Source organism: Terrisphaera buseokensis (genome assembly GCF_047521145.2).
Classification (GTDB): domain Bacteria; phylum Verrucomicrobiota; class Verrucomicrobiia; order Opitutales; family Opitutaceae; genus ER46.
Genome location: NZ_CM134186.1, coordinates 1313746 through 1338116, shown reverse-complemented (window position 1 = coordinate 1338116; position 24371 = coordinate 1313746). Strand labels below are relative to the sequence as shown.

23 protein-coding genes are annotated in these 24371 nt (G+C 65.3%); 12 read left to right on the top strand and 11 right to left on the bottom strand.

Going from position 1 to position 24371, the window contains the following annotated elements; all coding sequences use genetic code 11:
- Positions 1 to 35 precede the first annotated feature (35 nt).
- The 5 genes from ACLJEU_RS04810 to ACLJEU_RS04790 all read right to left on the bottom strand — a co-directional run bounded on the left by ACLJEU_RS04810 (position 36) and on the right by ACLJEU_RS04790 (position 4775).
- Positions 36 to 1034, bottom strand: a complete 999-nt coding sequence (locus ACLJEU_RS04810) for a 3-oxoacyl-ACP synthase III family protein (RefSeq protein WP_414660701.1) — start codon at positions 1032 to 1034, stop codon at positions 36 to 38.
- Positions 1035 to 1071: 37 nt separating this feature from the next.
- Positions 1072 to 1572, bottom strand: a complete 501-nt coding sequence (locus ACLJEU_RS04805; RefSeq protein WP_414660702.1) for a biotin/lipoyl-containing protein — start codon at positions 1570 to 1572, stop codon at positions 1072 to 1074.
- 242 nt (positions 1573 to 1814) lie between these two features.
- Entirely contained in the window at positions 1815 to 2621 is an 807-nt protein-coding gene (gene kdsA / locus ACLJEU_RS04800; RefSeq protein WP_414660703.1) for a 3-deoxy-8-phosphooctulonate synthase, read from the bottom strand.
- A gap of 53 nt (positions 2622 to 2674) precedes the next feature.
- Complete coding sequence (locus tag ACLJEU_RS04795; protein ID WP_414660704.1) at positions 2675 to 4327, bottom strand: CTP synthase; 1653 nt, start codon at positions 4325 to 4327, stop codon at positions 2675 to 2677.
- Positions 4328 to 4571: 244 nt separating this feature from the next.
- A complete protein-coding gene (locus tag ACLJEU_RS04790; RefSeq protein ID WP_414660705.1) occupies positions 4572 to 4775 on the bottom strand; it encodes a hypothetical protein in 204 nt (67 codons plus the stop codon).
- Between the two features lie 80 nt (positions 4776 to 4855).
- On the opposite strand from ACLJEU_RS04790, the gene ACLJEU_RS04785 reads away from it, so the two are divergent.
- On the top strand, positions 4856 to 5239 hold the full coding sequence (locus ACLJEU_RS04785) for a DUF6941 family protein (RefSeq protein ID WP_414660706.1): 384 nt from the start codon (positions 4856 to 4858) through the stop codon (positions 5237 to 5239).
- 94 nt (positions 5240 to 5333) lie between these two features.
- On the top strand, positions 5334 to 6350 hold the full coding sequence (locus tag ACLJEU_RS04780) for an adenosine kinase (protein WP_414660707.1): 1017 nt from the start codon (positions 5334 to 5336) through the stop codon (positions 6348 to 6350).
- Positions 6351 to 6583: 233 nt separating this feature from the next.
- On the opposite strand, the gene ACLJEU_RS04775 is transcribed toward ACLJEU_RS04780, so the two are convergent.
- Complete coding sequence (locus tag ACLJEU_RS04775) at positions 6584 to 7630, bottom strand: threonine aldolase family protein (protein WP_414660708.1); 1047 nt, start codon at positions 7628 to 7630, stop codon at positions 6584 to 6586.
- Between the two features lie 56 nt (positions 7631 to 7686).
- On the opposite strand from ACLJEU_RS04775, the gene ACLJEU_RS04770 reads away from it, so the two are divergent.
- Both ACLJEU_RS04770 and queG read left to right on the top strand, forming a co-directional pair.
- Complete coding sequence (locus ACLJEU_RS04770; RefSeq protein WP_414660709.1) at positions 7687 to 8238, top strand: shikimate kinase; 552 nt, start codon at positions 7687 to 7689, stop codon at positions 8236 to 8238.
- Between the two features lie 2 nt (positions 8239 to 8240).
- Entirely contained in the window at positions 8241 to 9437 is a 1197-nt protein-coding gene (gene queG / locus ACLJEU_RS04765) for a tRNA epoxyqueuosine(34) reductase QueG (RefSeq protein WP_414660710.1), read from the top strand.
- Between the two features lie 206 nt (positions 9438 to 9643).
- On the opposite strand, the gene ACLJEU_RS04760 is transcribed toward queG, so the two are convergent.
- Positions 9644 to 10045 (bottom strand): acyl-CoA thioesterase, encoded by a 402-nt coding sequence (locus ACLJEU_RS04760; protein ID WP_414660711.1) that lies wholly within the window; start codon positions 10043 to 10045, stop codon positions 9644 to 9646.
- Positions 10042 to 11205, bottom strand: a complete 1164-nt coding sequence (locus ACLJEU_RS04755) for a glycosyltransferase family 4 protein (RefSeq protein ID WP_414660712.1) — start codon at positions 11203 to 11205, stop codon at positions 10042 to 10044. The genes ACLJEU_RS04760 and ACLJEU_RS04755 overlap by 4 nt, the downstream gene beginning before the upstream one ends.
- 349 nt (positions 11206 to 11554) lie before the next feature.
- Here ACLJEU_RS04755 and ACLJEU_RS04750 point away from each other — a divergent pair, with 349 nt between their 5' ends.
- From ACLJEU_RS04750 to ACLJEU_RS04725, 6 genes are all read left to right on the top strand, one after another.
- Positions 11555 to 12418: a phosphopantetheine-binding protein gene (locus ACLJEU_RS04750; RefSeq protein WP_414660713.1), complete on the top strand. Its 864-nt coding sequence runs from the start codon at positions 11555 to 11557 to the stop codon at positions 12416 to 12418.
- 326 nt (positions 12419 to 12744) lie between these two features.
- Positions 12745 to 14007, top strand: a complete 1263-nt coding sequence (locus tag ACLJEU_RS04745; RefSeq protein WP_414660714.1) for a beta-ketoacyl-[acyl-carrier-protein] synthase family protein — start codon at positions 12745 to 12747, stop codon at positions 14005 to 14007.
- Between the two features lie 4 nt (positions 14008 to 14011).
- Positions 14012 to 14848 carry an SDR family NAD(P)-dependent oxidoreductase gene (locus ACLJEU_RS04740; protein WP_414660715.1) on the top strand — a complete coding sequence of 279 codons (837 nt, stop codon included), beginning with the start codon at positions 14012 to 14014 and terminating at the stop codon, positions 14846 to 14848.
- Between the two features lie 9 nt (positions 14849 to 14857).
- Positions 14858 to 16114: a glycosyltransferase gene (locus ACLJEU_RS04735; RefSeq protein WP_414660716.1), complete on the top strand. Its 1257-nt coding sequence runs from the start codon at positions 14858 to 14860 to the stop codon at positions 16112 to 16114.
- Between the two features lie 368 nt (positions 16115 to 16482).
- Positions 16483 to 17736, top strand: coding sequence for a glycosyltransferase family 4 protein (locus ACLJEU_RS04730; RefSeq protein ID WP_414660717.1), 1254 nt, complete (start codon positions 16483 to 16485; stop codon positions 17734 to 17736).
- On the top strand, positions 17733 to 18776 hold the full coding sequence (locus ACLJEU_RS04725; protein WP_414660718.1) for a glycosyltransferase: 1044 nt from the start codon (positions 17733 to 17735) through the stop codon (positions 18774 to 18776). The genes ACLJEU_RS04730 and ACLJEU_RS04725 overlap by 4 nt, the downstream gene beginning before the upstream one ends.
- Before the next feature lie 150 nt (positions 18777 to 18926).
- Here ACLJEU_RS04725 and ACLJEU_RS04720 read toward each other — a convergent pair whose 3' ends face one another.
- The 3 genes from ACLJEU_RS04720 to ispE all read right to left on the bottom strand — a co-directional run bounded on the left by ACLJEU_RS04720 (position 18927) and on the right by ispE (position 22456).
- A complete protein-coding gene (locus ACLJEU_RS04720) occupies positions 18927 to 19622 on the bottom strand; it encodes a hypothetical protein (RefSeq protein WP_414660719.1) in 696 nt (231 codons plus the stop codon).
- Positions 19623 to 19704: 82 nt separating this feature from the next.
- Positions 19705 to 21438 carry a phosphoenolpyruvate--protein phosphotransferase gene (gene ptsP / locus ACLJEU_RS04715; RefSeq protein ID WP_414660720.1) on the bottom strand — a complete coding sequence of 578 codons (1734 nt, stop codon included), beginning with the start codon at positions 21436 to 21438 and terminating at the stop codon, positions 19705 to 19707.
- A gap of 118 nt (positions 21439 to 21556) precedes the next feature.
- A complete protein-coding gene (gene ispE, locus ACLJEU_RS04710; protein ID WP_414660721.1) occupies positions 21557 to 22456 on the bottom strand; it encodes a 4-(cytidine 5'-diphospho)-2-C-methyl-D-erythritol kinase in 900 nt (299 codons plus the stop codon).
- A 260-nt stretch (positions 22457 to 22716) separates the two neighbouring features.
- Between ispE and pyrF the strand changes: the two genes are divergently transcribed.
- Positions 22717 to 23415 (top strand): orotidine-5'-phosphate decarboxylase, encoded by a 699-nt coding sequence (pyrF, locus tag ACLJEU_RS04705; protein ID WP_414660722.1) that lies wholly within the window; start codon positions 22717 to 22719, stop codon positions 23413 to 23415.
- Positions 23416 to 23643: 228 nt separating this feature from the next.
- Positions 23644 to 24327, top strand: coding sequence for a 2-C-methyl-D-erythritol 4-phosphate cytidylyltransferase (ispD, locus tag ACLJEU_RS04700; protein WP_414660723.1), 684 nt, complete (start codon positions 23644 to 23646; stop codon positions 24325 to 24327).
- Positions 24328 to 24371: the final 44 nt, after the last annotated feature.

Here is a 24371-nt window from a genome sequence, read left to right as displayed (position 1 = left end):
TCCCAGGGCCACCAATTATGCCGGCGCACTCGCGTTTACCACACCAGCAAGCCGCCGGCGAACGTGAGGCCGGCGCCGACGCTGCAGAAAATAATCTTGTCGCCGTCGGTGAAGATGCCCTCTTCCGCGGCCCAGCCGAGCGCCATCGAAACGCTCGCCGCGCTGGTGTTGCCGTACTTCCCGATCGTCACGACAAAGCGATCGTAGGGAATGCCGACGCGCTTGCTCACCGCGGTGAGAATGCGGGCGTTGGCCTGGTGCGGCACGATCCACGCGATGTCCTCGGCCTTCAGATTTTCCCGTTGGAGCGTCTGCTCGATCTGCTCCGCGAAACCGACGACCGCGTGCTTGAACACCGACACGCCGTTCATCTGGAGATAGAAATTATCCATGCCCGCGCCGGATGATTCAGGCCAGGGCATCGAAGCGCCGCCGCCGAGCCGCTGGATCGAATCGTACTGATCCGCATCGCCGCTGAGCCCCATCCGATGCAGGCGATGACCGCCCTCGCCCTTCGTGAGAATCGCCGCGCCCGCGCCATCGCCAAAGAGAAACGCCGTCTCGTGATCCTGCGGATTCGTGATGCGCGACAGCAGCTCTGCGGTCACGACGATCATGTTCTTCGCAGTGCCGGCCAGGATAAAGGTGCGGCCGACTTCGAGCGCGTACAGCCAGCCCGAGCACGCTGCATTCAAATCGAACGCCAGCGCCCGCGGAATGCCCAGACGCCGCGCGAGCGAACTCGCCATCGAGGGCACCGGCTGATCGGGAATGATCGTGGCCATGATGATGCCATCGATCTGGCTCGCCGTCATGCCGGCCTGCGTGAGCGCGTGCTGCACCGCAATCGCGGCCAGATCCGTCGCCGTCTCGTCTTCCGCGGCGTGCCGGCGCTCCTTGATGCCGGTGAGCCGCACCATCTCGTCCTCCGTGCGATGGGGAAATGCCTTCAGGATTTCACTATTCGCTCGAATATTGGTCGGAGCGGCGTGGCCGACCCCTGCAATGCGGACCGTTTCAGAGTGAGTGCTCAATCGGTGCGATGAAAGCCGGACCCGCCGCGGCGTCCACTCAAGATTTCCGCGTCGCCAGGAACCGCGCGACGTCGTCGCCCGACACCCGCCCGCCGGGACCGGTGGCTTCGATGCCCGTCAGGGTGGCCGGATCCAAGCCCGCTTCCTGCGCCAGCTTGGTGGCGCGCGGGGTCCAGATCAGGGGACGGGAGACAGGGGACACGGGACTGCCGATCGATTCAGGTGACGTCCCCAGCTTCCCCTCTCCCGTCAGCTGCGCTGCCTGATGGGCCAGATGGCGCAAAGCTGCATCCGCGGTCTCAATCTGGAGAAAGGCCGTGCCCGCGGGGAGCACGTCACCGGCCTTGACCAGGATTGCACGGAGCGTGCCGTCGCAGGGGGCCTCAAATTCGAACACCGACTTGTCGCTTTCGAGTTCAGCGATCCGCTGACCCTTGGTGACGGCGTCGCCCGCCTTCGCCTTCAGCGAGATGACGGTCAATTCGTTCACCGTCGCACCCATCGACGGGATCGGTACATCAATCAGAAAAGTTTCCATCCGGAGGTTTTGTTGGCCGCGAGTGTGGGAACGGATGGAACGCGGTCAAGGGAGCGTGAGGACCCGGGGCTGCGACCCGGAGCGTTGAAAGCTGAAAGGTGAAAGTTGAAAGACCGGTCCAGCCGAGACTCGAACCGCCCATTCGGAACAAGGCTCCGAAGGGAACGAGTTTAACCCCAAAGCAACTTCACGAACGGTTCACCCTGCGCGGGTCGTCACTTTCAACTTTCACCCTTCAACTTTCAACCGGTTGCCGCCCCCTTCACCGCCCGCCACACGGCGAGACACGACGCCAGCAGCGCCGGCAAATCGGCCAGCGCGATCATGTTCGGGCCGTCGCTGATCGCGTTGGCCGGATCGGGATGGGTCTCGATGAACAAGCCGTCCGCGCCCGCCGCGAGCGCGGCCCGGGCCAGTGGCGGGACGAACTCGCGCTGCCCGCTGCTCTTGCCACCGCCGGCGCCCGGCAGCTGCACCGCATGGGTGGCATCAAAAATCGTGGGAAAGCCGTTTTGCCGCATGATCGCGAACGAGCGCATGTCGACGACGAGGTTCTGGTAGCCGAAGGTCGTGCCGCGTTCCGTCTGCCAGATTTCGCGCGCGTGGCCTTCACGCAGCTTGCCGGTCACATGCACCATCTCCTGGGGCGAAAGGAACTGTCCTTTCTTCACGTTGACCACGCGTCCCGTCGCGGCGGCCGCGAGCAGCAGGTCCGTCTGCCGGCAGAGAAACGCCGGGATCTGAATCACGTCGCACACTGCGGCGACCGCCGGGATCTGCGTCGATTCGTGCACATCGGTCAGCACGGGAAAACCATACTCGCGTTTCACGAGCGCGAGCAGCGCGAGGCCGGCTTCGAGGCCGGTGCCGCGCCCGCCGGCGAGCGACGTGCGGTTCGCTTTGTCGAACGAACCCTTGAAGACGATCTTCAGCTCCGGCTGCGCCGCCCGGATCGCCACGAGCGACTCCGCGACCGTCCGGCACACGCCCTCGTTTTCAAGCGAGCACGGTCCGGCGATGAGCAGGAGTTTGTCGGGCTCGAAGAGCACAGCTTGAGGCGAGGAGTCGAGGGTCCAGGAGTCGAGAAGCCAATGCGTCAGAACTATCGGGTCGTCCGGCTACTCGCCTTCTCGGCCTTTCGACTCTTCGACGACCCAGAGCCGCGCCCGTACTTCAGTGCCGCGGCGATGAAGGCCGCGAACAGCGGGTGCGCGCGATTGGGCTTCGATTGAAATTCCGGGTGCGCCTGCGTGCCGACGAACCACGGATGGTTCTTCAACTCGATCACCTCAACCAGATTGCGGCGGGGATTGATGCCGCTGACGACCATGCCGGCGCGTTGCAACTGGCCGACGTAGGCGTTGTTCACCTCGTAACGGTGACGATGCCGCTCGCGCACGCTGTCGGCGCCGTACGCCTTGTGCGCCAGCGTGCCCGGGGTGAGCGCACATTCGTAGCTGCCGAGCCGCATCGAGGCGCCTTTGTCGACGATTTTCTTCTGCTCCTCCATGATGTTGATCACGGGATGCGCCGGCTTGGGATCAAACTCGGTGCTGTTCGCGCCGGGGAGCTTCAGCACATTGCGGGCAAATTCGATCACGGCGATCTGCAGGCCGAGACAGAGGCCGTAGTACGGCACCTTGTTTTCCCGCGCGTACTTCGCCGCGGCGATCTTTCCCTCGGTGCCGCGATCGCCGAAACCGCCGGGAACGAGGATGCCGTCCAGGCCCTTGAGCAGCGCGAGCCCGCCCTTTTTCTCCACGTCCTCCGCATCGATGCGGCGAATGTTCACCTTCGCATTGTTCGCGATCCCCGCGTGCGTGATCGACTCGTAGACGGATTTGTAGGCGTCCTGGAGCTCGATGTATTTTCCGACCACGCCAATCGTGACCTCGTGCTTCGGATTCAGGATGCGGCGAACGATTTCCACCCAGATGTTCTTCTCCGGCGGCGGATTCTTCAGCCCGAGCAAATCCAGCACGAGCTGATCCATGCCCTCCTTCTGCAACGCGAGCGGCAGCTCGTAGATGGAGTGATCGACATCGCGGCACTCGATGACGGCCTTGACCGGCACGTTGCAGAACATCGAAAGCTTGTCGCGCAGATCGTGATCGAGCGGGTGATCCGTGCGGCAGACGAGCACGTGCGGCTGGATGCCGATTTCGCGCAGCTTCGCGACGGACTGCTGCGTGGGTTTCGTCTTCAGCTCGCCCGCAGCCTTCAGAAAAGGCACCAGCGTCACGTGGATGAACACCACGTCGCGCGGTCCAACCTCGAGCGCGAACTGGCGCATCGCCTCGAGAAACGGCAGGCCCTCGATGTCACCGGTCGTGCCACCAATCTCCGTGATGAGGACGTCGGCGTCCTTCCCGCCGGCATAGATGCGTTCCTTAATCTCGTTCGTGACGTGAGGAATCACCTGCACGGTCTTGCCCAGATAATCACCGCGCCGCTCCTTCTGGATCACGGCTTCATAGACCTGGCCGGAGGAAAGGCTGTTGAGCCGCGAGAGTTTCCCGCTCGTGAAACGCTCGTAGTGACCCAGATCGAGATCGGTCTCGGCGCCGTCCTCGAGCACGTAGACTTCGCCGTGCTGAAACGGGCTCATCGTGCCCGGATCGACGTTGAGATAGGGGTCGAACTTCTGGATGCGGACGACGAGTCCACGCATCTCCAACAGCGCGCCCAAGGCTGCTGCTGTAAGGCCCTTGCCCAGGGACGAAACCACCCCACCCGTCACGAAAATGTATTTCACGGGTCAACAGCGTGAACGTCCGCATTTTCAACGCGCAAGACAAAGTTCGTCACACGCGCCGAATTACGGCGAATCGGCCCACTCTCAAAAAAACCGACGCTCCCGCGAAACACGCGAATGACACAAAATTCAGGTCAACCTGAGGCGGGCTCCCTGCCTCGCAAACGAGAGAACCTCCGCCGCATTTCCGATTTCGCGCCATTCGCGTGTTTCGCGGGCAACTCGTAACGGCTCGGCCACGGCCTCACTGCACCAGCAACCACGCCGCCCAGCTGAAGCCGCCGATCAGGACGGCGAAGAACAACAGCCACAGCGCGACCTTCAGCAGCTTGATCAAAATCCAAATCACCAACGCCGCGCAGAGCGTGCCCACCGCGACCACGAGCCAGCGTGGATAGGCGGAGAGATCAATCGCCAGGGCTTGCGTTACAACCTCAGCCAGAAGCACGCCGCCACGAAGCCGGCAGCGGCGGCGGACTCCAAGAAAAATCATTTGCGCCACACCGGGCCGCCGGCCCTGCTCCGCAGGTGCATTCAAAACCGCAACTCCTGGCCTGGCTGACCTGCGATGGCGTGCACATCGATCCGGGCTCCGGCAAACACACCATCCTGGGCATTTTTTCCAACATCCAGGCGGTGCAGTTTCCGGTCACGCATCCGTTCATGATCTGGTTTCTCACCATCACGGATTGCAGCCCCGGCGAGCACCGGCTCCGCATCTCGATGGGCCTCGACGCCACCAATCCGCAGCCGCTGCTCGAGCGCCCGTTCGAGTGCCAGAGCCCCCTGCACCGGATCAACCTGATCAACGAAATCCGCAATCTCTCGTTCCCGGGGCCCGGCGACTACTCGCTGCTCGTGGAGATCGACGACGAGCCGCTGCTGGCCACGAGCCTCACCGTGACCACATGAGCCCGCTCAATCTATTTGAAGCGGACAGCCACGAAGCTAGGAATTCACCCGCTCGTTTCCCGGCTTCCAGGTTTCCTGCTCACCTTTCCTTCACATGACTCACCGTTTCGATCTCATCGGCGTCGGTTCGCCCATCATGGATTTGCTCGCCCGCGTGACGGACGACTTCATCCAGAAAAACGTTGCGGGCGACAAGGGCGGCATGGTCCTCGTCGATCACGACGAGATCAAACGCATCGTCACCCTCCTCGACGGCGAGCCGGCGTACGCCACGGGCGGTTCCGCCGCGAACTCCACCTACAACGCCGCCCGGCTGGGCCTGCGCACGACCTTTCTCGGCAAGCTGGGCAACGACCACCTCGCGCGCACCTACCGGCAGGCGTTCGAAAAGGCCGGCGTCGACGGCGGCCGCTTCAAGCTCGGCGCCCAACCCAACGCCCGCAGCATGATCCTCGTGACCCCGGACGCTCAGCGCACGATGCGCACGTGTCTTGGCGCCGCGATGACGCTCTCGCCCACCGAGATCGCGCCCGACGACTTTGCCGGCTGCCGTCACGCGCACATCGAAGGCTATCTGGTCTTCAATCAGTCGCTCGCCGACGCAGTGCTGGCCGGAGCCCGGACCGCCGGCTGCACGACGAGCCTCGACCTCTCGTCCTTCGAAGTCGTCCACGCGTCCCGGCAGTGGCTCTTCAGCCAGTTCCGCCGTGGCATCGACATCGTCTTCGCCAACGAGGACGAGATTCGCGCGCTGTTTGAGGATCAAACGTCCGAGTTCTCCACCCTCGCCCGCAAGCTCGGCGATCTCGGGGTGCTCGCCGCGGTCAAGGTCGGGAAGGACGGCGCATGGATCGCCAACGACAGCGCACTGCACCGGATTGCCCCGGTCGCCGTGGCCGACGTGATCGACACCAACGGGGCCGGCGATGCCTGGGCCGCGGGCTTCCTCTATGGCTACCTGCGCAACTGGCCCCTGCCGGCCTGCGGCGCGCTCGCCTCGCTGCTGGGCTCCGAGACCGTGATGCACATGGGTCCCATCATTCCGGATACGCACTTCGAGGTGCTGCGGCCGCGCGCGATGGCGCTTGGGCCGAAGTCGAGCCTGGCCTGAGCGGGAATCAATCAATTGCCCGCGAATCACGCCAATAAACGCGAATAAAAACGAAGAGAGAGAGCGCCCTTTACCCAAACGTGAACGTGACTGAAGAGGGGCGGACTTCACCTTCACCTCTGAAATTCGCGTCCGTTCGAGTGATTCACGGGAGGCCTATTGCATGAGTTCCGCTGAGCAGGACATAGCGTGGACGAGCCACGCCCTCCAGAGAATGCCGGGCACGCTCAGTCCTATCCGGCCGCCCGGGCGTCGGCCAGGAACTCCGCGACGTCGGCGTCGCTCGTCGCCCAGGAGCACATCAGCCGGTAGCCGTGCTCGCCGACGAACCGGTAGAAATGCCAGCCGCGGCGCTCGAGCGCCGTGACCAGCGCCGGCGGCAAGTCGACAAACACGCCGTTGGCCTCCGTCGGCGTCACGAGTTTCAAACCGAGCGCGACCAGGCCATCCGACAACACCCGCGCCTGCCGGTTGGCGTGCGCGCCATGACGCCGCCACGTGTCGTCGCGCAGGATCGCGTTCCATTGCGCGCTCGCGAATCGCAGCTTGGACTGCAGCTGGCCCGATTGCTTGACGCGATATTCGAACTCCCGCGCGAGATCGCGGTTGAAGAAGATCACCGCCTCCGAAGCCAGCAGCCCGTTCTTGGTCCCGCCGAAACACAGCACGTCGACGCCTGCCTTCCACGTAAGATCAGCCGGCGTGACCCCGCGCTCGCGCAGCGCCGCGGCCGCATTCGCAAAACGCGCGCCATCGACGTGCACCGCCAGTCCGCGCGCGTGCGCGAAGTCGCAGAGCGCGCGCACCTCCTCCGGCGTGTAGATCGTGCCGAGCTCGGTCGACTGCGTGAGCGAGAGCGCGCGGATTTTCGGGAAGTGCACGCCGTGTCCGCGGTGCAACACCGGCTCAAGCTCCGCGGGCCGCAGCTTGGCGTCCGGGCCCTCGACGAGCAGCAGTTTGCTGCCACCGGTGAAAAATTCCGGCGCGCCACACTCGTCGGTTTCGATGTGAGCGAGCGCGTGACAGAGAATCGCATGATGCCGCTCGCACAGCGCCGCGAGCGCGAGCGCGTTGGCGGCGGTGCCGTTGAACACAAAGAACACGTCGCACTCGGTTTCGAACACCTCCGCCAGGCGGCGTTTCGCCGCGCTCGTTTCGTCATCGTCGCCGTAACTCGGCACGCTGCTCGCGTTGACCGCCGACAGTGCCGCGAGGGCTTCGGGGCAAAGGCCCGCGGTGTTGTCGCTGGCGAAGGCATAGCGCGGACGGACGGCATTCATGGCGATTTCGTGTTTGGCAATGCGCGCAGGGCGCGGTTTCCCTGAGAACGCACGTAATGAACCCTGCGGACGTCAACCTCTACCTGGTCGGTTTCATGGGCACCGGGAAGACCACGGTGGGCCGGGCGGTCGCGCAGAAGATCGCGTTTCACCTGCTCGACAGCGATCACGAGATCGAGCGGCTGCAGGGCAAAACAATTCCCGACATCTTCGCGCAGGACGGCGAACCGGCGTTCCGCGCGATGGAGCGCGACTTCATCGAGCGCGGCCATCCCGCAGAGAAAACGCTCATCGCCTGCGGCGGCGGCCTCGTCGTGCAACCGGGCATGCTGGAGTTACTGAAGACCAAGGGCGTCGTCGTCTGCCTCCACGCCTCGCTCGAAACCATTCTCGCCCGCACGTCGCGGCAGCGGAACCGCCCGCTGCTCGCGGTCGAAAATCCCGAGGAACGCATCCGCGTGCTCTACGCCGCGCGAGAACCGATCTACAAGCAATCGGGCACGGTGATTCTGACCGACGGCCGGCCGCTCAACGATATCGTGGCCCACGTCATGCGGGCCTGGCGGCGCGACGCGGTCGACTTCGCGCGCGCCCAGGAAAAGCGCTGACCATGGAATCGGCCCTTGGGAGCGCAGGCGTCCCGCCTGCCCCGCCGGAGTTGCCGACCGGAGGCCGGCGCTCCCAGGAGGAACTCCGCGCATCGCTCTTCGCCCTCGGCTTTGACGACGTGCGCTTTGCCGCCATCGCCCCGCATCGCCCCGCACCCCTGCGCGCCTGGCTCGACGCCGGCCTGCACGCCGACATGCACTGGATGGAGCGTTCGGCCGACAAACGCCTCGATCCCAATCTCGTCCTGCCCGGTGCACGCTCCCTGATCATGCTCGGCGTCAGCTACTGGTCGGAGAAAATCCGCGATCCGCACTCCGCACTCCGCAATTCCCCGACTTGGGCCCGCTACGCGCTGCACGAGGACTACCATGACACGATCAAGCCGGCGCTCGTCGCCGCCGGCCGGATCCTCGAGACGGAGCACGGCGCGTCGGCCCAGGATTATCGTTACTATGTCGACACCGGTCCGGTGCTCGAGCGCACGTGGGCGGCGCGCGCCGGGCTGGGTTTCACCGGGAAGAACGCGATGCTGATTTCGCGTCGGCACGGCAACTGGCTGTTCCTGGCGTCGATCTTGACGCGAATCGACTTCGCACCCGACGAACCCATTCGCGCGAAATTCCGCGAGCGGGACGTCGGCCTGCTCTGCGGCAACTGCACGCGTTGCCTCGACGCCTGTCCGACGCAGGCCTTCGCCGCGCCGGGCGTGGTCGATGCGCGCCGCTGCATCTCGTATCAGACGATTGAGAACAAAGGCGTGATCCCGCGCGAACTGCGGGCCGGCATCGGGCATCGCATTTACGGCTGCGATGTCTGCCTCGAGGTCTGCCCGTGGAATCGTTTCGCGCAGGCCGGCCGGCAGCTGTTGCTGTCCGCGCGTTATGATCTCGCCGGCCTCACGCTCGCCGATCTGCTCACGCTCACGCCGGTTCGCTTCGCCGAGGTGTTTCGCCGGACGCCGATCAAGCGGCTCAAGCTCACCGGCCTCCTGCGCAACGCGTGCGTTGTCGCGGGCAACACCACCGACGCCACGCTGTTGCCGCACTTGGTCACGCTCGCCTCTACGCATGATTCACCGCTGGTGCGCGCCCACGCCGTGTGGGCCGTGTATCGACTGGGCGGCGGCGCGCAGCTCGCCAGCGCCGCCGTGCGCGAAGCCGATCCGATCGTGATGGCCGAATACGCGGCTGAACGCTAGTGCCCCCGGGCCCGCCGCCACCGCTTCATTCGCGTGGTTTCGTGTGATTCGCGGACGCCCCGCTTGAAAGCGCTCCGTTATACCAATCGCTCTTTGCCTTTGGAGTTTAGCCGTGGCTACGAGCGCCAGCGAGTGGCCGAACGGCCACTCGCTGGCGCTCGTAGCCACGATCGATCCAGAAGTCCAAAAGCAAGGAGCGATTGGTATTACTCGAACGCCGCGCCGAAAATTGCCACGGCCGCGGCGGGCGGGCGCACCGGACGGCCGGAACGATCGACAAACGCGTGCATCGTGGTGCCGGTCGCAAGCAACTCGTCGCCGCGCCGGACCTCGTATTCGAGTTTGATCCGCAGCAGCGGCTTCTCGCGCAGAAACGTGACGATCGTGATCGTGTCGTCGTACAGCGCCGGCCGGAGGTACTTCGCCGTGACCTCCAGCACTGGCAACCGGAAGCCATCGGCCTCGAGCTGGCGATACGGCAGGCCCATCTCCTTGAGCAGCGTGGTCCGCCCCACTTCGAACCAGGGCAGGTAATTGCCGTGATAGACGATGCCCATCATGTCGGTCTCGGCGTACCGGACCACGATCTGCGCGCGGGACTCGATCACGCGTCCTTCCATTGCGGGTTGAACAACGCCTCCGCCGATTCCTTCCAGCAATTCCGCAACGCCCAGTCCCGTCCCGCGGCCCCGAGCCGCCGCCGCAGGCTCGCGTCGAAGATCAGTTTCTCAAACGCCGCCGCCAGCTGGACCGGCCGCTGGGGTGGTACCAGCAATCCGGTGACGCCGTCGACGACCGCGTCGGAAACGCCCCCGACGTCGTGCGCGACGACCGGCAGACCGTGCGCCGCGGCTTCCAAGTAAACGAGCCCGAAGCCCTCGACGCTGCGGTCGAGGTTGACGCTCGTCATCGCGAAGATGTCGGCCCCGTCATACACGCCCGTCAGTTCGTCGTCGGGCAGGTTGCCAAAAAACCGCACCGCCAGATCCGGCGTGGCCGCGGCGGTCGAGCGCAGGATGTTTTCGTAGCCGCCCTTGCTCTGCGCGCCGACCACCCAGTACTCGATCTTCGCCCGGACGTCGGGCGTGAGCATCTGCAGGGCCTGCAACGTGAGCAGCTGGCCCTTGCGCGGATGCAGCCGACCGACGGTGAGGATCACGATCTTGTCCTTGCGCGTCTCCGGTTTCGGCGGGACCACGGCGAAGTCCGAGCGCAGCGCGCCGGGCGTCAGGTAGATCTTTTCCGCCGCTTCCGGGAAATGACTGAGCAACAGCTCCTGGGTGTAATTGCTCAGGGTGCTCACGCGCGTCGCATGGCCAATCAACCGCCGGGCCAGCCAGCGCCGGAATGGACTGCGCGCGAACTTAAGGATCTCCGAACCGTGGAAGGTCAGCACCAGCCGCCGCGGGCGAAAGGCGTGGAAGAACTGCAGCAGCATCATGGTCAGCATCGGCCCGGGTTCGGGCAGATAGACCGTGGCCCGCCGGAGGTCGCGACGGTGCCGGATGAGTTCGCGCGCGAGTTTCAGCTGACAGGTAAGATCGTGGGTACCTTTCAGGGGCAGCCGCCGGAGCCGAAACGGCCAGTCGGTGCGTTCGCTGGTCGCCGGAGCCGCCTGGGCCCAGACTTCGACATCGTAGCCGAGGCTGGCCGACGCGCGCGCAATCTCCTCCGCAAACGTTGCGATTCCCCCGCGTTTCGGGAAAAACTCGTGCGTGATCAGGAAAACAGGCGACCCGGCAGTGCTGGCGTTGGCGACGGCGCTCATGCGCAACGAGGGAACTGGCACACTAAGCGACACCGGGTCGAGCGCGAATCGTGCCCGCCCGCGTCCCACGCGCGCCCGCACCGGCCGTATTCGGGTTGTCAGCACGCTGAAAGAAATCCGGAACCACCGCCCCCGCGCCGGTACGATGAGGAGTTCCGCCCTCAGAAATAATGGGTTTACTTTCCACTCCTCCGTAACATAGAAGGAACGAACAATGCCCGATGCCGCTTCAACCAGTTCGGTCCCGACAAAACCGATTTCGGCCGTACCGAAACAGTTTGCTCCCGAAGACGAAGCCGCTCTGCGCGAGGCCTTAAAACGTTGCTCGCCTTCCACGTTCGAAGCCGCGGTGCAGTATCGCAAGACCGGTAATCCCGAGCATGTTCCGGCAGTCGTGATCGGCGTCATCGAGCGGTTTGTGGAGCCGGATCTGCGGATGAAATTGAAGGACGCGGACGATGATCTGCGTCTGATTGAAGATCTCGGGATCGACTCCCTGACGATGATGGAAATCGTCATTTTGGTCGAAGATGTCCTGCAAATGACGATCAACAACGATGAGCTCCGCAACCTGCGGACCGTCGGCGATGTAAAGACGTTCATCGATTGCAAGATTCGCGGCCTGCCACTGCCGAAGCCGACGAAGTTCATCCCGATCGAGCACGTGGCCGCGGTGATGCCGATCCAGCCGCCGTTCCTCTTCCTGAACGAGGCCTCCGTGAGCTCCACGGCCGCCAACGGAAAGTACAAGATTTCGGGTCAGGAGTTCTTCCTCCAGGGCCATTTCAAGGACAACCCCGTCATGCCGGCGTCGATCATGCTCGAAGCGCTGGGCCAGCTCGCGGTCCTCTATCTGCTCGAAGGCGCTCCGACCGAGGCCGGCAAGGTCATCAGCCCGCAGACGATTTTCTTCACCGGTTGCGAAGGCGTCCGCGCCCATCGCATCTGCAAGCCGGGCGACATCCTGACGCTCTCGATCAAACCGAAGCGCATGAAGATGCCGCTCGCGACCTTCGAGGGTTCGATCCGCGTTGGTCAGGAGAAGGCCGTCATCGCCGAGGAAATCACGCTGACCTACGGTTTCGTCGACGCAGTCAACGCCCCCGTCTCGATCAATCCGGTGGGCGCCAATCACCAGGAAGGCGTCAACGGCACCGCGGCCGCCACGACCGCCACGCCGCCCACTCCCTTGCGGGCCGCGATCAACGCCTGAGCGCGTCTTCCTTACCCTGCCTTTTCACGGCGGCCTGAACGGCCGCCGTTTTTTATGTGCCGTGGCGGCACGCCGCCCTGCCAAATACCAGTCGCTCCTTGCTTTTGGACTTCTGGATCGATCGTGGCTACGAGCGCCAGCGAGTGGTCGTTCGGCCACTCGCTGGCGCTCGTAGCCACGGCTAAAGTCCAAAGGCAAAGGGCAATTGGTATAACTATGTGCATAGATAGTCGTGCATCGAACAACTCGCCGCGCGCGCACCGAACCCGCCTCCCGCGTTGACCACTCCCGCCCAACGGCCTTCACTCGCTCCCTTCCAAAGGCGCATGCCCAGAGTTTTCATCACCGGCCTCGGCTTCATCACCAGCATCGGCAACGACGCCGCCACCGTCACGCGCAGCCTGCGCGAGCTGCGTCACGGGTTCGAACTCTACCCGCCGTTCCAAAAGCCGGAGATTCCGGTCAAGGTCACCGGCACGATCAAGGGCTTCACGGCCGACACGCCGGATCAAGAGGACTGGACCTTTCCGGCCGCCTACAAGATCAAGCGCGAACTGCTCCGCACCATGGCGCCGAACGGCCTGTTCGCCCAGTGCGCGATGTTGCAAGCGGTGGCCGACGCCCGGCTGACCGAGCCGGACATTTCCAACCCTCAGACCGGCCTCTACGCCGCCTCCGCGGGCTCGCCCTTCCTGCTCCACTATCACCACGACCGGCTGACGAAGCTCGGCGTGATGCGGTGCTCGCCGCTCGGGATCGTCGCCTCGATTGCCGGCACGCTGAATTTCAACCTCATCGCCGCCTTCAAAATCCAGGGTTCCTCGTGCGGCTTCTCGTCCGCCTGCGCCTCCTCGGCCCACGCCCTGGGCTACGCGTACGACGACATCATGCTCGGACGGCAGAAACGGATGTTCGTCGTGGGGGCCGAGGATGGTAACACCGACGCCATCCTGCCCTTCGCCGGCATGCGCACGCTGTCCTTGCAGACCGATCCGAACCTGGCGTCGCGGCCCTTCGACGCCGCCCGCGACGGCTTCGTCGGCACCGGCGGCGGTGTCGTGATGGTGCTGGAAAACGAGGAGGAAGTCGCGCGCCGCGGCGTCACGCCGTACGCCGAACTGCTCGGCTGGGGCCAGGCCTCCGATGGCCACAACGTCGCCATCTCGCACCCCGAAGGCAGCGGCTCAGCGGCGTCGATGACCAACGCCTTGCGCGCGTCGGGCGTCGCCCCGGCCGAGGTCGACTACGTCAACGCCCACGCCACCTCGACCCTGATCGGCGACATCTCCGAGGCCCGCGCGCTGCGCACGGTGTTCAAGGAGTCGCTGCCGAAGGTTGCTGTCAGCAGCACGAAAGCCCTCACCGGCCACGGCCTGTCGCTCGCCGGCGTCATGGAAAGTGCGTTTTGCGCGCTGGCCTTGCGCGACGGCTTCATCCCCGGCAACGCCCACCTCACGCAGCTCGATCCCGAGTGCGAAGGCCTGAACATTCCCTGCACGACCGAGGCCCGGCAGGCCGGCATCGTGGTGAAGAACAGCAGCGGCTTCGGCGGCGCCAACGTCGCGCTGGTCTACAAGCGCGTCACCTGAAGCTGTGGCTGCCCCTCGCGTTTCCGATCGCTTTGCCACCGCCTTCATCACCGGCGCGAGCACCGGACTCGGCCGGGCGTTCGCCGAGATGCTGCTGGCCGAGGGCGTGCGCGTCTGGGGCACCTCGCGCGCCCCGGCGCGGCTGGCCGATCTGACGCAGGCGCACGCACCGCGCTTCACGCCCGTGGCGCTCGATTTGCGCGACCCGGCGCAGCTGGAAAACACCTTTCGATCCGCGGATGCCGCCGCGGGCGGGTTTGATCTCGTGATCAACAACGCCGGCTTCGGGGTCTTCGCCGAGTTCGCGGCCGTCGACTTCGCCGTGTGGCGCGATCAAATCGACGTCATGCTCACGCAACCCGCCCGACTCTCGCATCTGGCCCTCCGCGGCCAGCTGGCCCGCAACCGCGGCGCGCTGGTGAACATTTCCTCGCTCGCGGCCGAGTTTCCCCTGCCCTTTCAGAGCGCCTACAACATCGCCAAGGCCGGGCTCACGGCGCTCAACGAAAGCCTGATGATTGAAACCGCGCCGACCGCCGTGGCGGTGATCGATTTCAGGCCCGGCGACTACCGCACCGATTTCGATGGTTCGCTGCAACGTCCGCAGGCGCAGCCCGACGCACGCCAGGAGCGCGCGTGGCACGCCTTCCGCGCGATGATGCAGAGTGGACCGCCGCCCGCGCACGCGGCCGCGGCGCTGCGTCGCGCGCTGCTCCGGGGGCGCAGCGGCACGGTGCGGACCGGACGTTTTTTCCAGGCCGTGATCGCGCCCCTCATCGCGCGGTTCGGATCGCTGCCGCTCAAGCGCCGGATCCAGGCGCGTTACTTCGATCTCTCCTGACCGCGCCGCATGTCCAAGCTTCGCATTCTCGTCCTGACCTCGAGCACCGGCGGCGGCCACGACGCCCGCGCGCAGGCGTTCGCCGAATGGTGTTTCCTGCTCTACCGGCATGACGTCGACGTGCGCATCGAGCAGATGCTGGAAAAGTCCTCCGTGGTGAATCGCACCGGAGTGAACTTCTACAACTGGATCCAGCGCGGCGCGCCGTGGTTTCATAAGATCTTTTACACGATGGTGGAGGTGCTGAGTTACATCAACCGGAGCAACGTCCGGCTTGGTGCGGGCTACTACCTCGAGGTGTTGCGGGAGTACAAACCGCACCTGGTGTTCAGCGTGCACGATTGCCTGAACCGCGGCTATTTTCAGCTCGCGCGCAAGACGCTCGGCGACGCGAAGGTGCGCTGCGCCACCTACTGCGGCGAGTTTTCCGGGGGCTGGGGTTATTCGCGCAACTGGATCGAGCCGACTGCAGATCTCTATGTCTCGCGCACGCCGACCGCCCGCGACTACGCGGTGAAGTGCGGCATTCCGCCGGAGCGCGCCCGCGTGCGCGGCTACCTGATGCAGCCGCGCGCGCATCTCGAGGCGATGGACGAGCCGGCCCGGCGCAAATTCCGCACGGAGCAGCTCGGACTTGATCCGACGCGCTTCACCGTCTTTCTCGCGACCGGCGGCAACGGCGCGAACAACCACGCCGCACTGCTGCCCGCGCTGCTCAAGTACGCGGACCGCATCCAGGCGATCATCATTTGCGGCCGCGACAAGGAGACATTCAACGCGCTCATCCACTGGCGCGCGCTGCACCCGGAGTTCACCTGTTACATCGAGGGTTATTCCGAGACCGTGCACCTGCTGATGCAGGTCAGCGATTGCATCGTGACGCGCGGCGGCACCACGACCTGCGCCAAGGCGCTGCACTTCCAGTGCCCGATCATCTTCAATGCGTTCGGCGGCATCATGCCGCAGGAACAGCTCACGTGGAAATTCTTCCGCAACGGCGCCGCGTCGGAAAAGATCGAGGACGCCGCCGACTTCGCCCGCATCATCGACGCGTGGATGGCCGACCCGGCGGCGTATCAGTCCGTGCGCGAACATTTCGTGCGGCTCCGTTACGAGGAGGACCCGACGGTCCTGATCGACGAACTCGTCAACCTGGCCAACGAAGTCCCGCACGCCAAATTGCGCCGCCAGCCGTATCCGCCCGTCGTGCGCGAACCCGTGAAGCCGTCGCGTCCGCCCTTCCCGCTGACGGACACGCCGTCCTGATTCGGGACAAGCCCTGCGATCGCCCGCGAATCACGCGAATCGGCGCGAATAACGGAGGCGGAAGCGATTTCGCCGACGTTTCATCCTGGTCTGCCGTGGAGTGATACCAATCGCCCTTTGCCTTTGGACTTTAGCCGTGGCTACGAGCGCCAGCGAGTGGCCGAACAGCCACTCGCTGGCGCTCGTAGCCACGATCGATCCAGAAGTCCAAAAGCAATGAGCGATTGGTATGAGGCCATCATTGGCTGCTTTCTGATTCGCGCTCATCCGCGTGATTCGCGGGCGACTGCATTTTTCCCGGCTCCACTTCCATTCCGCACGCAATCCGCTTGGCCGCCGCGCAACGAGCGCTCTAGCTTCGTTACATCTTGTCCGCGCCGAAGCCCGTCATCGCCTATCTGTTCACGACGTTCCCGAAAAACACGGAGACGTTTCTGCAGCGTGAAATCATCGCGATGAAGAGCCACGGCGCGAACCTGCGGATCTATTCGCTCTGGGGCGGCGGCGGCACCTTTCGCGGGCTGCCGGTCGCGCGCTTCAACAAGTGGCGGCTGCTGACGCTGCTGTGGATGATTCCCTACGAGTCGTGGCGTCGGCCCGAGGTCCTGCGCCAAGTGTTGGGCGGACTGTGCACGCGGCGGGCGCCGTCGTGGATGAACTTTTGGGAAAACATGCTCGGCGCCGGCTTCGCCTGCCTTTTTGCTGGCGCGTTCCGCCAGGACCGTCCGGCCTTGATTCACGCCGCGTGGGGCGGCGCGCCGGCGACAGCAGCCTGGCTGCTCGGCCGCCTCGACGGCCATCGCTTCAGCGCCGCGGCGCACGCGTACGATATCTACGAACACGGCGGCGACTGGTGGCTGCGCGACAAGCTGGAGCACGCGGCCTTCGTTCACACCTCGACCGAAATGGGTCGGCGCGGCCTGATTGAACGCCAGATTCCCGCCGAATCGATCATCTGCATCCGGCGCGGCCTCGATCGCCTGCCCGTCCTCAAGTCGCTGCGCGCCTCGCGCATGCCGCTCCACCTGATTTGCGTGGCCCGGCTGGTGGAGAAAAAAGGTCTCGACCACCAGCTTCGCATCTACGCCGCACTGAAAGCCGCCGGGATTCCGTTCGCCGCCCGCATCGTCGGCGAAGGCCCGCTGCGGCCCGAGTTGGAGAAACTCGCCGGCCATCTCGGCATCGCTGCGCACGTGACGTTCACCGGCCACCTGCCGCAACACGAAGTCTGGAATGCGCTGGGCTGGGCCGACGTCCTGCTGCACACGGGCGTAATCGCGCCGAGCGGCGACCGCGACGGCCTGCCGAACGTGATTCCCGAGGCGATGTCGATCGGCGTGCTCGTGGTCACGTCTCCCGCCGCCGCCACCACCGAAGCCATCACGCAGGGCATCACCGGCCTGGTCGCCCCGGTCGACCTGCCGGCCGATTGGGTTGCGGCGCTGCGGCGGCTGGCCAGCGATGACGCGTTTGCCGAAAAACTGCGGACCGCCGCGCGGCACTGGGTCGAGGAGAATTTCGACGCCCACAAGAACGCCCGCCGCCTCCTCTCCCACTTCGAACGGGTGATCGCCGCCCAAGCCGCTGCGCCGAATCCTCCGCTCACCGTGGCCGGGTCATGATCCTCTTCGATACGACGAAGACCGGCGCCGCGACCCACCGCTCCGGTTTGACCCGCGTCAGCGCCCGACTGCGCGACGGCCTCGGCGCAGCGGCAGTGGAAATACGCTGGGATGCCGCCACCCGCGGTCTCGCTCCGGGCCCAACCCGGCCGCAGGCCAACGATTGGTTTCTCACCGCCGAGTTGTTTTCCGAGGACGAACGCCCCGGTTTCAATGCCTTCCTGCAGAATCGTCCGTGCCGGCTCGCGGCGATTTTTCACGACGCGATTCCGCTCAAGCATCCGCACATCACGTGGCCGCAGAGCGTCGCGCGCCACCCGGGCTACATGAAACAACTCGCGCGCTTCGATCGCGTGTGGGCGGTTTCGGCCGCGAGTCGGGACGAGCTGCTGGGCTTCTGGCAGTGGCAGGGCGTCACGCGCCCGCCGCCCGTGGACATTCTCGCGCTCGGGGCCGATTTCAGCGGCCAGCCGCGCGTGACGCACCGTGTGGTGCCGTCGAATTCCCCGCCGCAGTTGCTCACGCTCGGCATTCTCGAGCCACGCAAGAACCAGACGTTTCTCCTCGAGGTCTGCGCCGACCTCTGGGCGGCCGGGCTCGCGTTTGAGCTGCACGTCGTCGGTCGCGTGAATCCGCACTTCGGCCGGCCAATCGTGGACCGCATCAAAGCGCTGCAACGCGCATTTCCGGGCGCACTGCATTTCCACGAGGCCGCCAACGATGCCACGGTTGCCGCGCTGTGCGCTTCGGCGCGCGCGCTGGTGTTTCCCACGGTGGCCGAAGGCTGCGGATTGCCGCTGCTCGAAGCGTTGTGGCAGGGCCTGCCCTGCGTCTGCAGCGACCTGCCGGTCCTGCGCGAGAACGCCGACGGCGGCGGCTGCGTGCCGGTGACGCTGAACGATCGCGCCGCGTGGAGCCGGGCGCTGCGGCGCATCCTCACGGACGACGTGCACGTCGCGTCGCTGATTGCCGCCGCGACGACCCGGGCGCTGCCGACGTGGGCCGACGCCGCGCACACGCTGGCGGCCGCGTTGCGATAGAGCGGCGGCGCGCACGTACCGAGGAACGTCCCGATCCGCGTCACGAGGCTCGCCTTGGGAGCGCAGGCGTCCCGCCTGCCTTTAGGTCCGGAGCGGACGAGGGCGTCCGCGGTCCCAGGGAAACAATCCCTGGCGGCCGACGCGCCTACCTTACTTTACCGGATTCCCGATCTGCACGTTGCCCGGGGTCGGTGCCGGCGCTTGCGTTGCCGGGTCGCCCGGCGACGCCCGCTCCGGCGCGGGGGCTTTCGCCTCGAGGGCCTTGATCGCGGATTCACGGACCGACGCCACCATCGGGGAATTCTGCGGGATATCGACCTTCGTCTCCATGTGGGTGTCGGTCGCGATGTAGTTCGCCGCCACCGCGCACAACAGCGGCATCGCCGCCTCAATGCGGCCCGCGATGCCGAGCACCGCGACGCGCACGTCCCACACTTCCGGGCCGGTGCCCTTGTCGAGGGACTTCTCCGGATTCTGCCGCGCGGACAATTGCAGGAACGTCTCGCGCGTCGACGGATCAACCCGACCCGTGGAATCGGTGCCGTAACCCACCTCGATAAACAGATCGGGCGCCACGTTCGCGGGCGGTTCGTACATGCCGAGCCCGACGAGCGCCGCATCCACGCAGGCTTTCACGACCGGGATCTGCACCTGCGTCTGGGAAACGACGGACTTCTTCGCGAGCAGCCGGTAGGATTTGCCCGTGGGTTTCTCGAGCCCCGGCGCGGTGATGGCATCGACCAGCACCTTGTGTTTCGCCACAAAGATATTGTTGCAGCCGGCAGTGCACACCAAGGCGCCTGCCGCCCACGCGAACAACCGCAAAAAACGGCCGGAAGAATTCATGCGTTTGACGAGGACTCAGATATGCCGGCCCGCAAAAATCGCAACTGGAGACATGTAACACCGCCGTTACCGGCGCGTAGCGTCAGTCCATCCGCACGCGCTGCCGGTAGAAGGCGTCGCAGAGCGCGTAGATTTCCTTGGGCGAGCTCATCCCCAGGGCCTGCGTCGCCAGCGCCCGGGCGTCGGCCATCGTCATGGCGCGAATCAGGTAACGGACGGACGGCAGCCACGACGGCGACATGCTGAGGCAGTCGATGCCGAGGCCCAGGAGCAGCGGGGCAAAAATCGGATCGCCGGCCATCTCGCCGCACACGCTCACCGGCAGCTTCCGCTTGTGCGCCTCGGCGACCACATAACGCAGCGTGCGGAGGATCGCCGGATGCGTGGGCTCGTACAGATGCGCGATGCGATCGTTCACCCGATCGATTGCGAGCAGGTATTGAATGAGATCGTTGGTGCCGATGCTGAAAAACGCGCACTGCTCCGCGAGCAAATCAGCGGTCGTCGCGGCGCTGGGAATCTCGATCATCGTGCCGACTTCCATGTCGGCGTCGAAGGCCACGCCCTTCGCCTTCAACTCGGCGATGCACTCCGCCAGCACGGCGTTCGCCCGGGCCAGTTCCTCCGAGCCGCTGATCATCGGGTACATCAGCTTCACCTTGCCGTACGTGCTCGCCCGCAGGATCGCGCGCAGCTGATCCTTGAAAATCTCCGGATGCTCGAGGCAGAACCGGATCGCGCGGAACCCCATGAACGGGTTGTTCTCCTTGGGAAACAGATCCGTCTTCCCCGCCATCGGCTTGTCGCCGCCAAGATCGAGCGTGCGGATCACGACCGGCAGCGGCGCCATCGCCTCGACCACGGTCTTGTAGGCGATGAACTGCTCCTGCTCCGACGGAATCCGCGCCGTGTTCAGGAAAAGAAACTCCGTGCGATAGAGCCCGATGCCCTCGGCGTAATACGTGCGGGCCTTCGTCACTTCCTCGGACTTCTCGATGTTCGCCATCAGCGACACCGTGACGCCGTCGAGCGTGACGGCCGGCTGGCGGTTCACCTCGAGCAAACGCGCCTCGAACGACTTCTTCTGCTCCTGAATCTTGCCGTAACGGAACAGCGTGCTCTCGGACGGATTGAGAATCACGACGCCGTCGTAGCCGTCCACGATGGCCCAGTCGCCGTTGGTGACCTTGGCCGTGAGATTGCGCACGCCGACGACCGACGGAATCTTCATCGAGCGCGCGACGATCACGGCGTGACTGGTCTTGCTGCCGGAATCCATCACGAGCGCGAGCGCCGCGGACCGGTCGAGCGTCGCCGATTCCGACGGCGAGATGTCGCTCGCCACCACGATGCGCTGATCCGCGAGCCGGTTGAGCGAGTTTTCCGCCTGGCCGAGCAGATTGTGCAGGACGCGCTGCGCGACGTCGCGCAGATCGCCGGCCCGCTCGCGCAGATATTCGTCATCGATCTCCGAGAACGCCTGCACGTAGCGCGACGACACCTTGTGGAAGCAGGTCTCGATGTTGCGGCCGGTCGACTCGAACTCGCGGATCGTCTCGCCGATCAGGGCCTCGTCCTCGAGCACCATCAGATGCGCGTCGAAGATCCCGGCCTCCTCGGGGCCGATGTTCTTCTCCACCTCATTCATGATCTTCGAAATCTGCTGCCGCGTCATCACCAGCGCGCGGTCGAAACGCGCCACTTCGTCGATCCGCTTTTCCGGCTCCACCAGATAACTCGGCACCTCGACGTCGCTCTGCAGGTAGACGAAGATTTGTCCGTAAGCGATGCCCTGCGAGGCAGCAATGCCAGGCACAGTGATTTCGGGCTTCGCACGAGAGTCCATTTATGAGCTGTAAGTTGAGTGGCCGGGAAGGGGCGAGCGGCCTGCGTCCGACGATAACGCGGCCATCGCTGAGAGGGTCAATTCGGATTTACGTGATGCGGGCTTGAATTACGAATGCGGATTCACCCCAGGCCTCGCGAATCGCCGCGCTGATCGGCACGGCGTCCACGCCGTCGGCCAGGAACGCGAAACACGCGCTGCCGCTGCCGCTCATGCGTGCGTTCAGCCCAAATCGCGCCCGCAACATTTCGATCAGCGCCGGCAGCGCGACGAATTTCGTGAACGCGGGCGGCTCCATGTTGTTAAAAAGCAGGGTCTCGGCCGCACGGCTCGGATCGTCGGTCCAGCCCGCCAGCTGCGCCTCCGCCGCCTCCGCCGGCAGGTAACCCGCCGGTGCCACCGCCGCGAGCCGCCCGTACGCCCACGGCGTGGCAATGCCGAAGCCGGGTTTGAACACCAGCACGCGACGACCGCGCAACCGTGACGCCGCGTCCGGCGGCAGCGGACTGAGCCGCTCGCCTCGACCGCGCATCACCACCGGCCCGTCCTGCAGAAAAAGAGGACAATCCGAGCCGAGGCTCGCGGCCACCGCAGCCAGATCGTCGGGGGGCAGCGCCCAGCGCGGACCGGCCACGGTGTTGAGCGCGCGCAGGGCCGCGACGGCGTCGCTGCTTCCGCCGCCCAGTCCCGCGCCCATCGGAATCCGTTTCTCGAGGGCAAACGCCACCGCCCCATCCCAGCGCGTCGCCGCCACGAAGGCCGCAACGGCCTTCAACACCAGGTTGGTCGCATCGCACGGCACCTCGGGGTCAGTGCAGGTCAGCGAGAACGACGCCGCCGGCGTCGCGTGCAGCGTGTCGCCAAAATCGAGCGGGGCCGCCACCGAAACGAGATCGTGAAACCCATCCGGCCGCCGCCCGGTGACGGCGAGAAAGAGATTCAGTTTAGCGGGCGCGAAGATCGAAATCGGGCTCAAACGTAATCGCATCAGAAAGTCGGAGACAGCGGGGAAGAGAAGCTTTGTTTTCGCGGCGAACGGAGGGGTTAACCACGAAACACACGAACTACACGAAAAAGGTGATGTTCCACCTCAGAGCGACCCGCACACCCCTCATCTATCGACGAGCAGGCAATCGAATGTCCGGTTAGCTTTCGTGTGTTTCGTGGTTTCTCTTTTCTGCAGCACCTCATGGCATCGCTCCTTTTGTCTTCAGTTGGCCTCATTCCTGTTCATTAGTGGATTCACGCATGGCTTGTGACTTAATCCTCGTCCTCGACGCCCAATCACCGCGCGAAGTCGCGCCGACCCTGCGCCAGTTGCAGGGGACCGTTCGCTGGGTGAAGGTCGGCCTCGAAATGTTCACCGCCTGCGGGCCCGATTGCGTGCGCGAAATCGCCGGCCTCGGCTTCAATGTGTTTCTCGACCTGAAGCTCCACGACATCCCGAACACCGTCGCCAAAGCCGTTGAATCCTGCGCCAAGCTGCCCATCGGCATGCTCACGCTGCACACCTGCGGCGGACGCGAGATGATGCAGTGGGCCGACAAGGCCCGTCAGCAGCACGCGCCCAACCTGCTCCTGCTCGGCGTCACCGTGCTGACCTCGATGAGCGCCGCCGGCCTGGCCGAAACGGGTCCGGTCGATTCGCCCGAGCACCAGGTCGTCCGCCTCGGCCGGCTCGCTGCCGACTCCGGTCTGCGCGGCCTCGTGTGCTCTCCGCTCGAAATCGCCCCGCTCCGCGCCGTGCTGCCGCCCGGCGTGGCGTTGGTCACGCCCGGGATTCGACCGCGCGACGCCAAGGCCGACGACCAGACGCGCATCATGACACCCGGGGAAGCCGCCCGCGCCGGCGCGACCTACATCGTCGTGGGCCGCCCGATTTTCAAAGCCCCCGACCCCGCCGCCGCCGCCCGCGCCATCCTCGCCGAACTCGCCGCGGTCGGATGAAGGACGGAGGGGGAGAACAGGGGACAGGGGACGGGAGACAGGAGACAGGTGACAGACGATACTGAACTGGAACCCAACGCCCACGAACGCACTCTCTACCACTCAACTCCGCCCTAGTCTTCCGCCACCTGTTTCCGGTTTTCGGTTTCCGGTTTCTCTTCTCCACCACCTGTCCCCTGCCCACTGTCACCCGTCCCCTGCCCCCCCTGATCCCCATCCCCCACCGCCATGTCCCGCACCGCCGCCATCCTTCTCGCCGCCGGCAGTAGTTCGCGCATGCAGGGAGCTGTGGCCGACAAGGTCCTCGCGCCGCTCGCCGGCCGCCCGGTCTTCGCCTACTCGGTCGCGGCGTTCATGCAGAGCGCGACCGCCGATCTCTACGTGGTCGTCTATCGCGATCAGCGGCAGATGATGGAGCTATCCGCCTACAGTCCGACGCCCTCCGTGCACGTCCACGGCGGACGCGAGCGTCAGGACTCCGTGATGAACGCCCTCGGCGCGCTCCCGGCCGACATCGAGCACGTCTTCATTCACGACTGCGCCCGCCCGCTGATCCGACCGGAACAGCTGGTGGCGTTGCACAAGATTGTCCGCCGCGAACACGCCGTGGTGCTCGCGCATCGCGTCACGGACACGATCAAGGAACATCGCGACGACGCCCGGCTCCGCACGCTCGACCGCTCCCGGCTCTGGGCGATGGAAACGCCTCAGGTTTTTTCGCGCACCCTGATTGACCGCGCCTACACGCGCGTCGCGGCGCGTTCGCTCCACGTCACCGACGACGCTCAGGCCGTGGAGCTGCTCGGCCATCCGATCGCGCTCCTCGAAAATTCGCAGCCCAATCCCAAGCTCACGACGCCCGGCGATCTCGCGTACGTGGAATTCCTGCTGGGCCGCGAAGCCGTCGTCTGACGGGAGCGCAGGCGTCCCGCCTGCAGCCGGAATCGGAGCCGGCG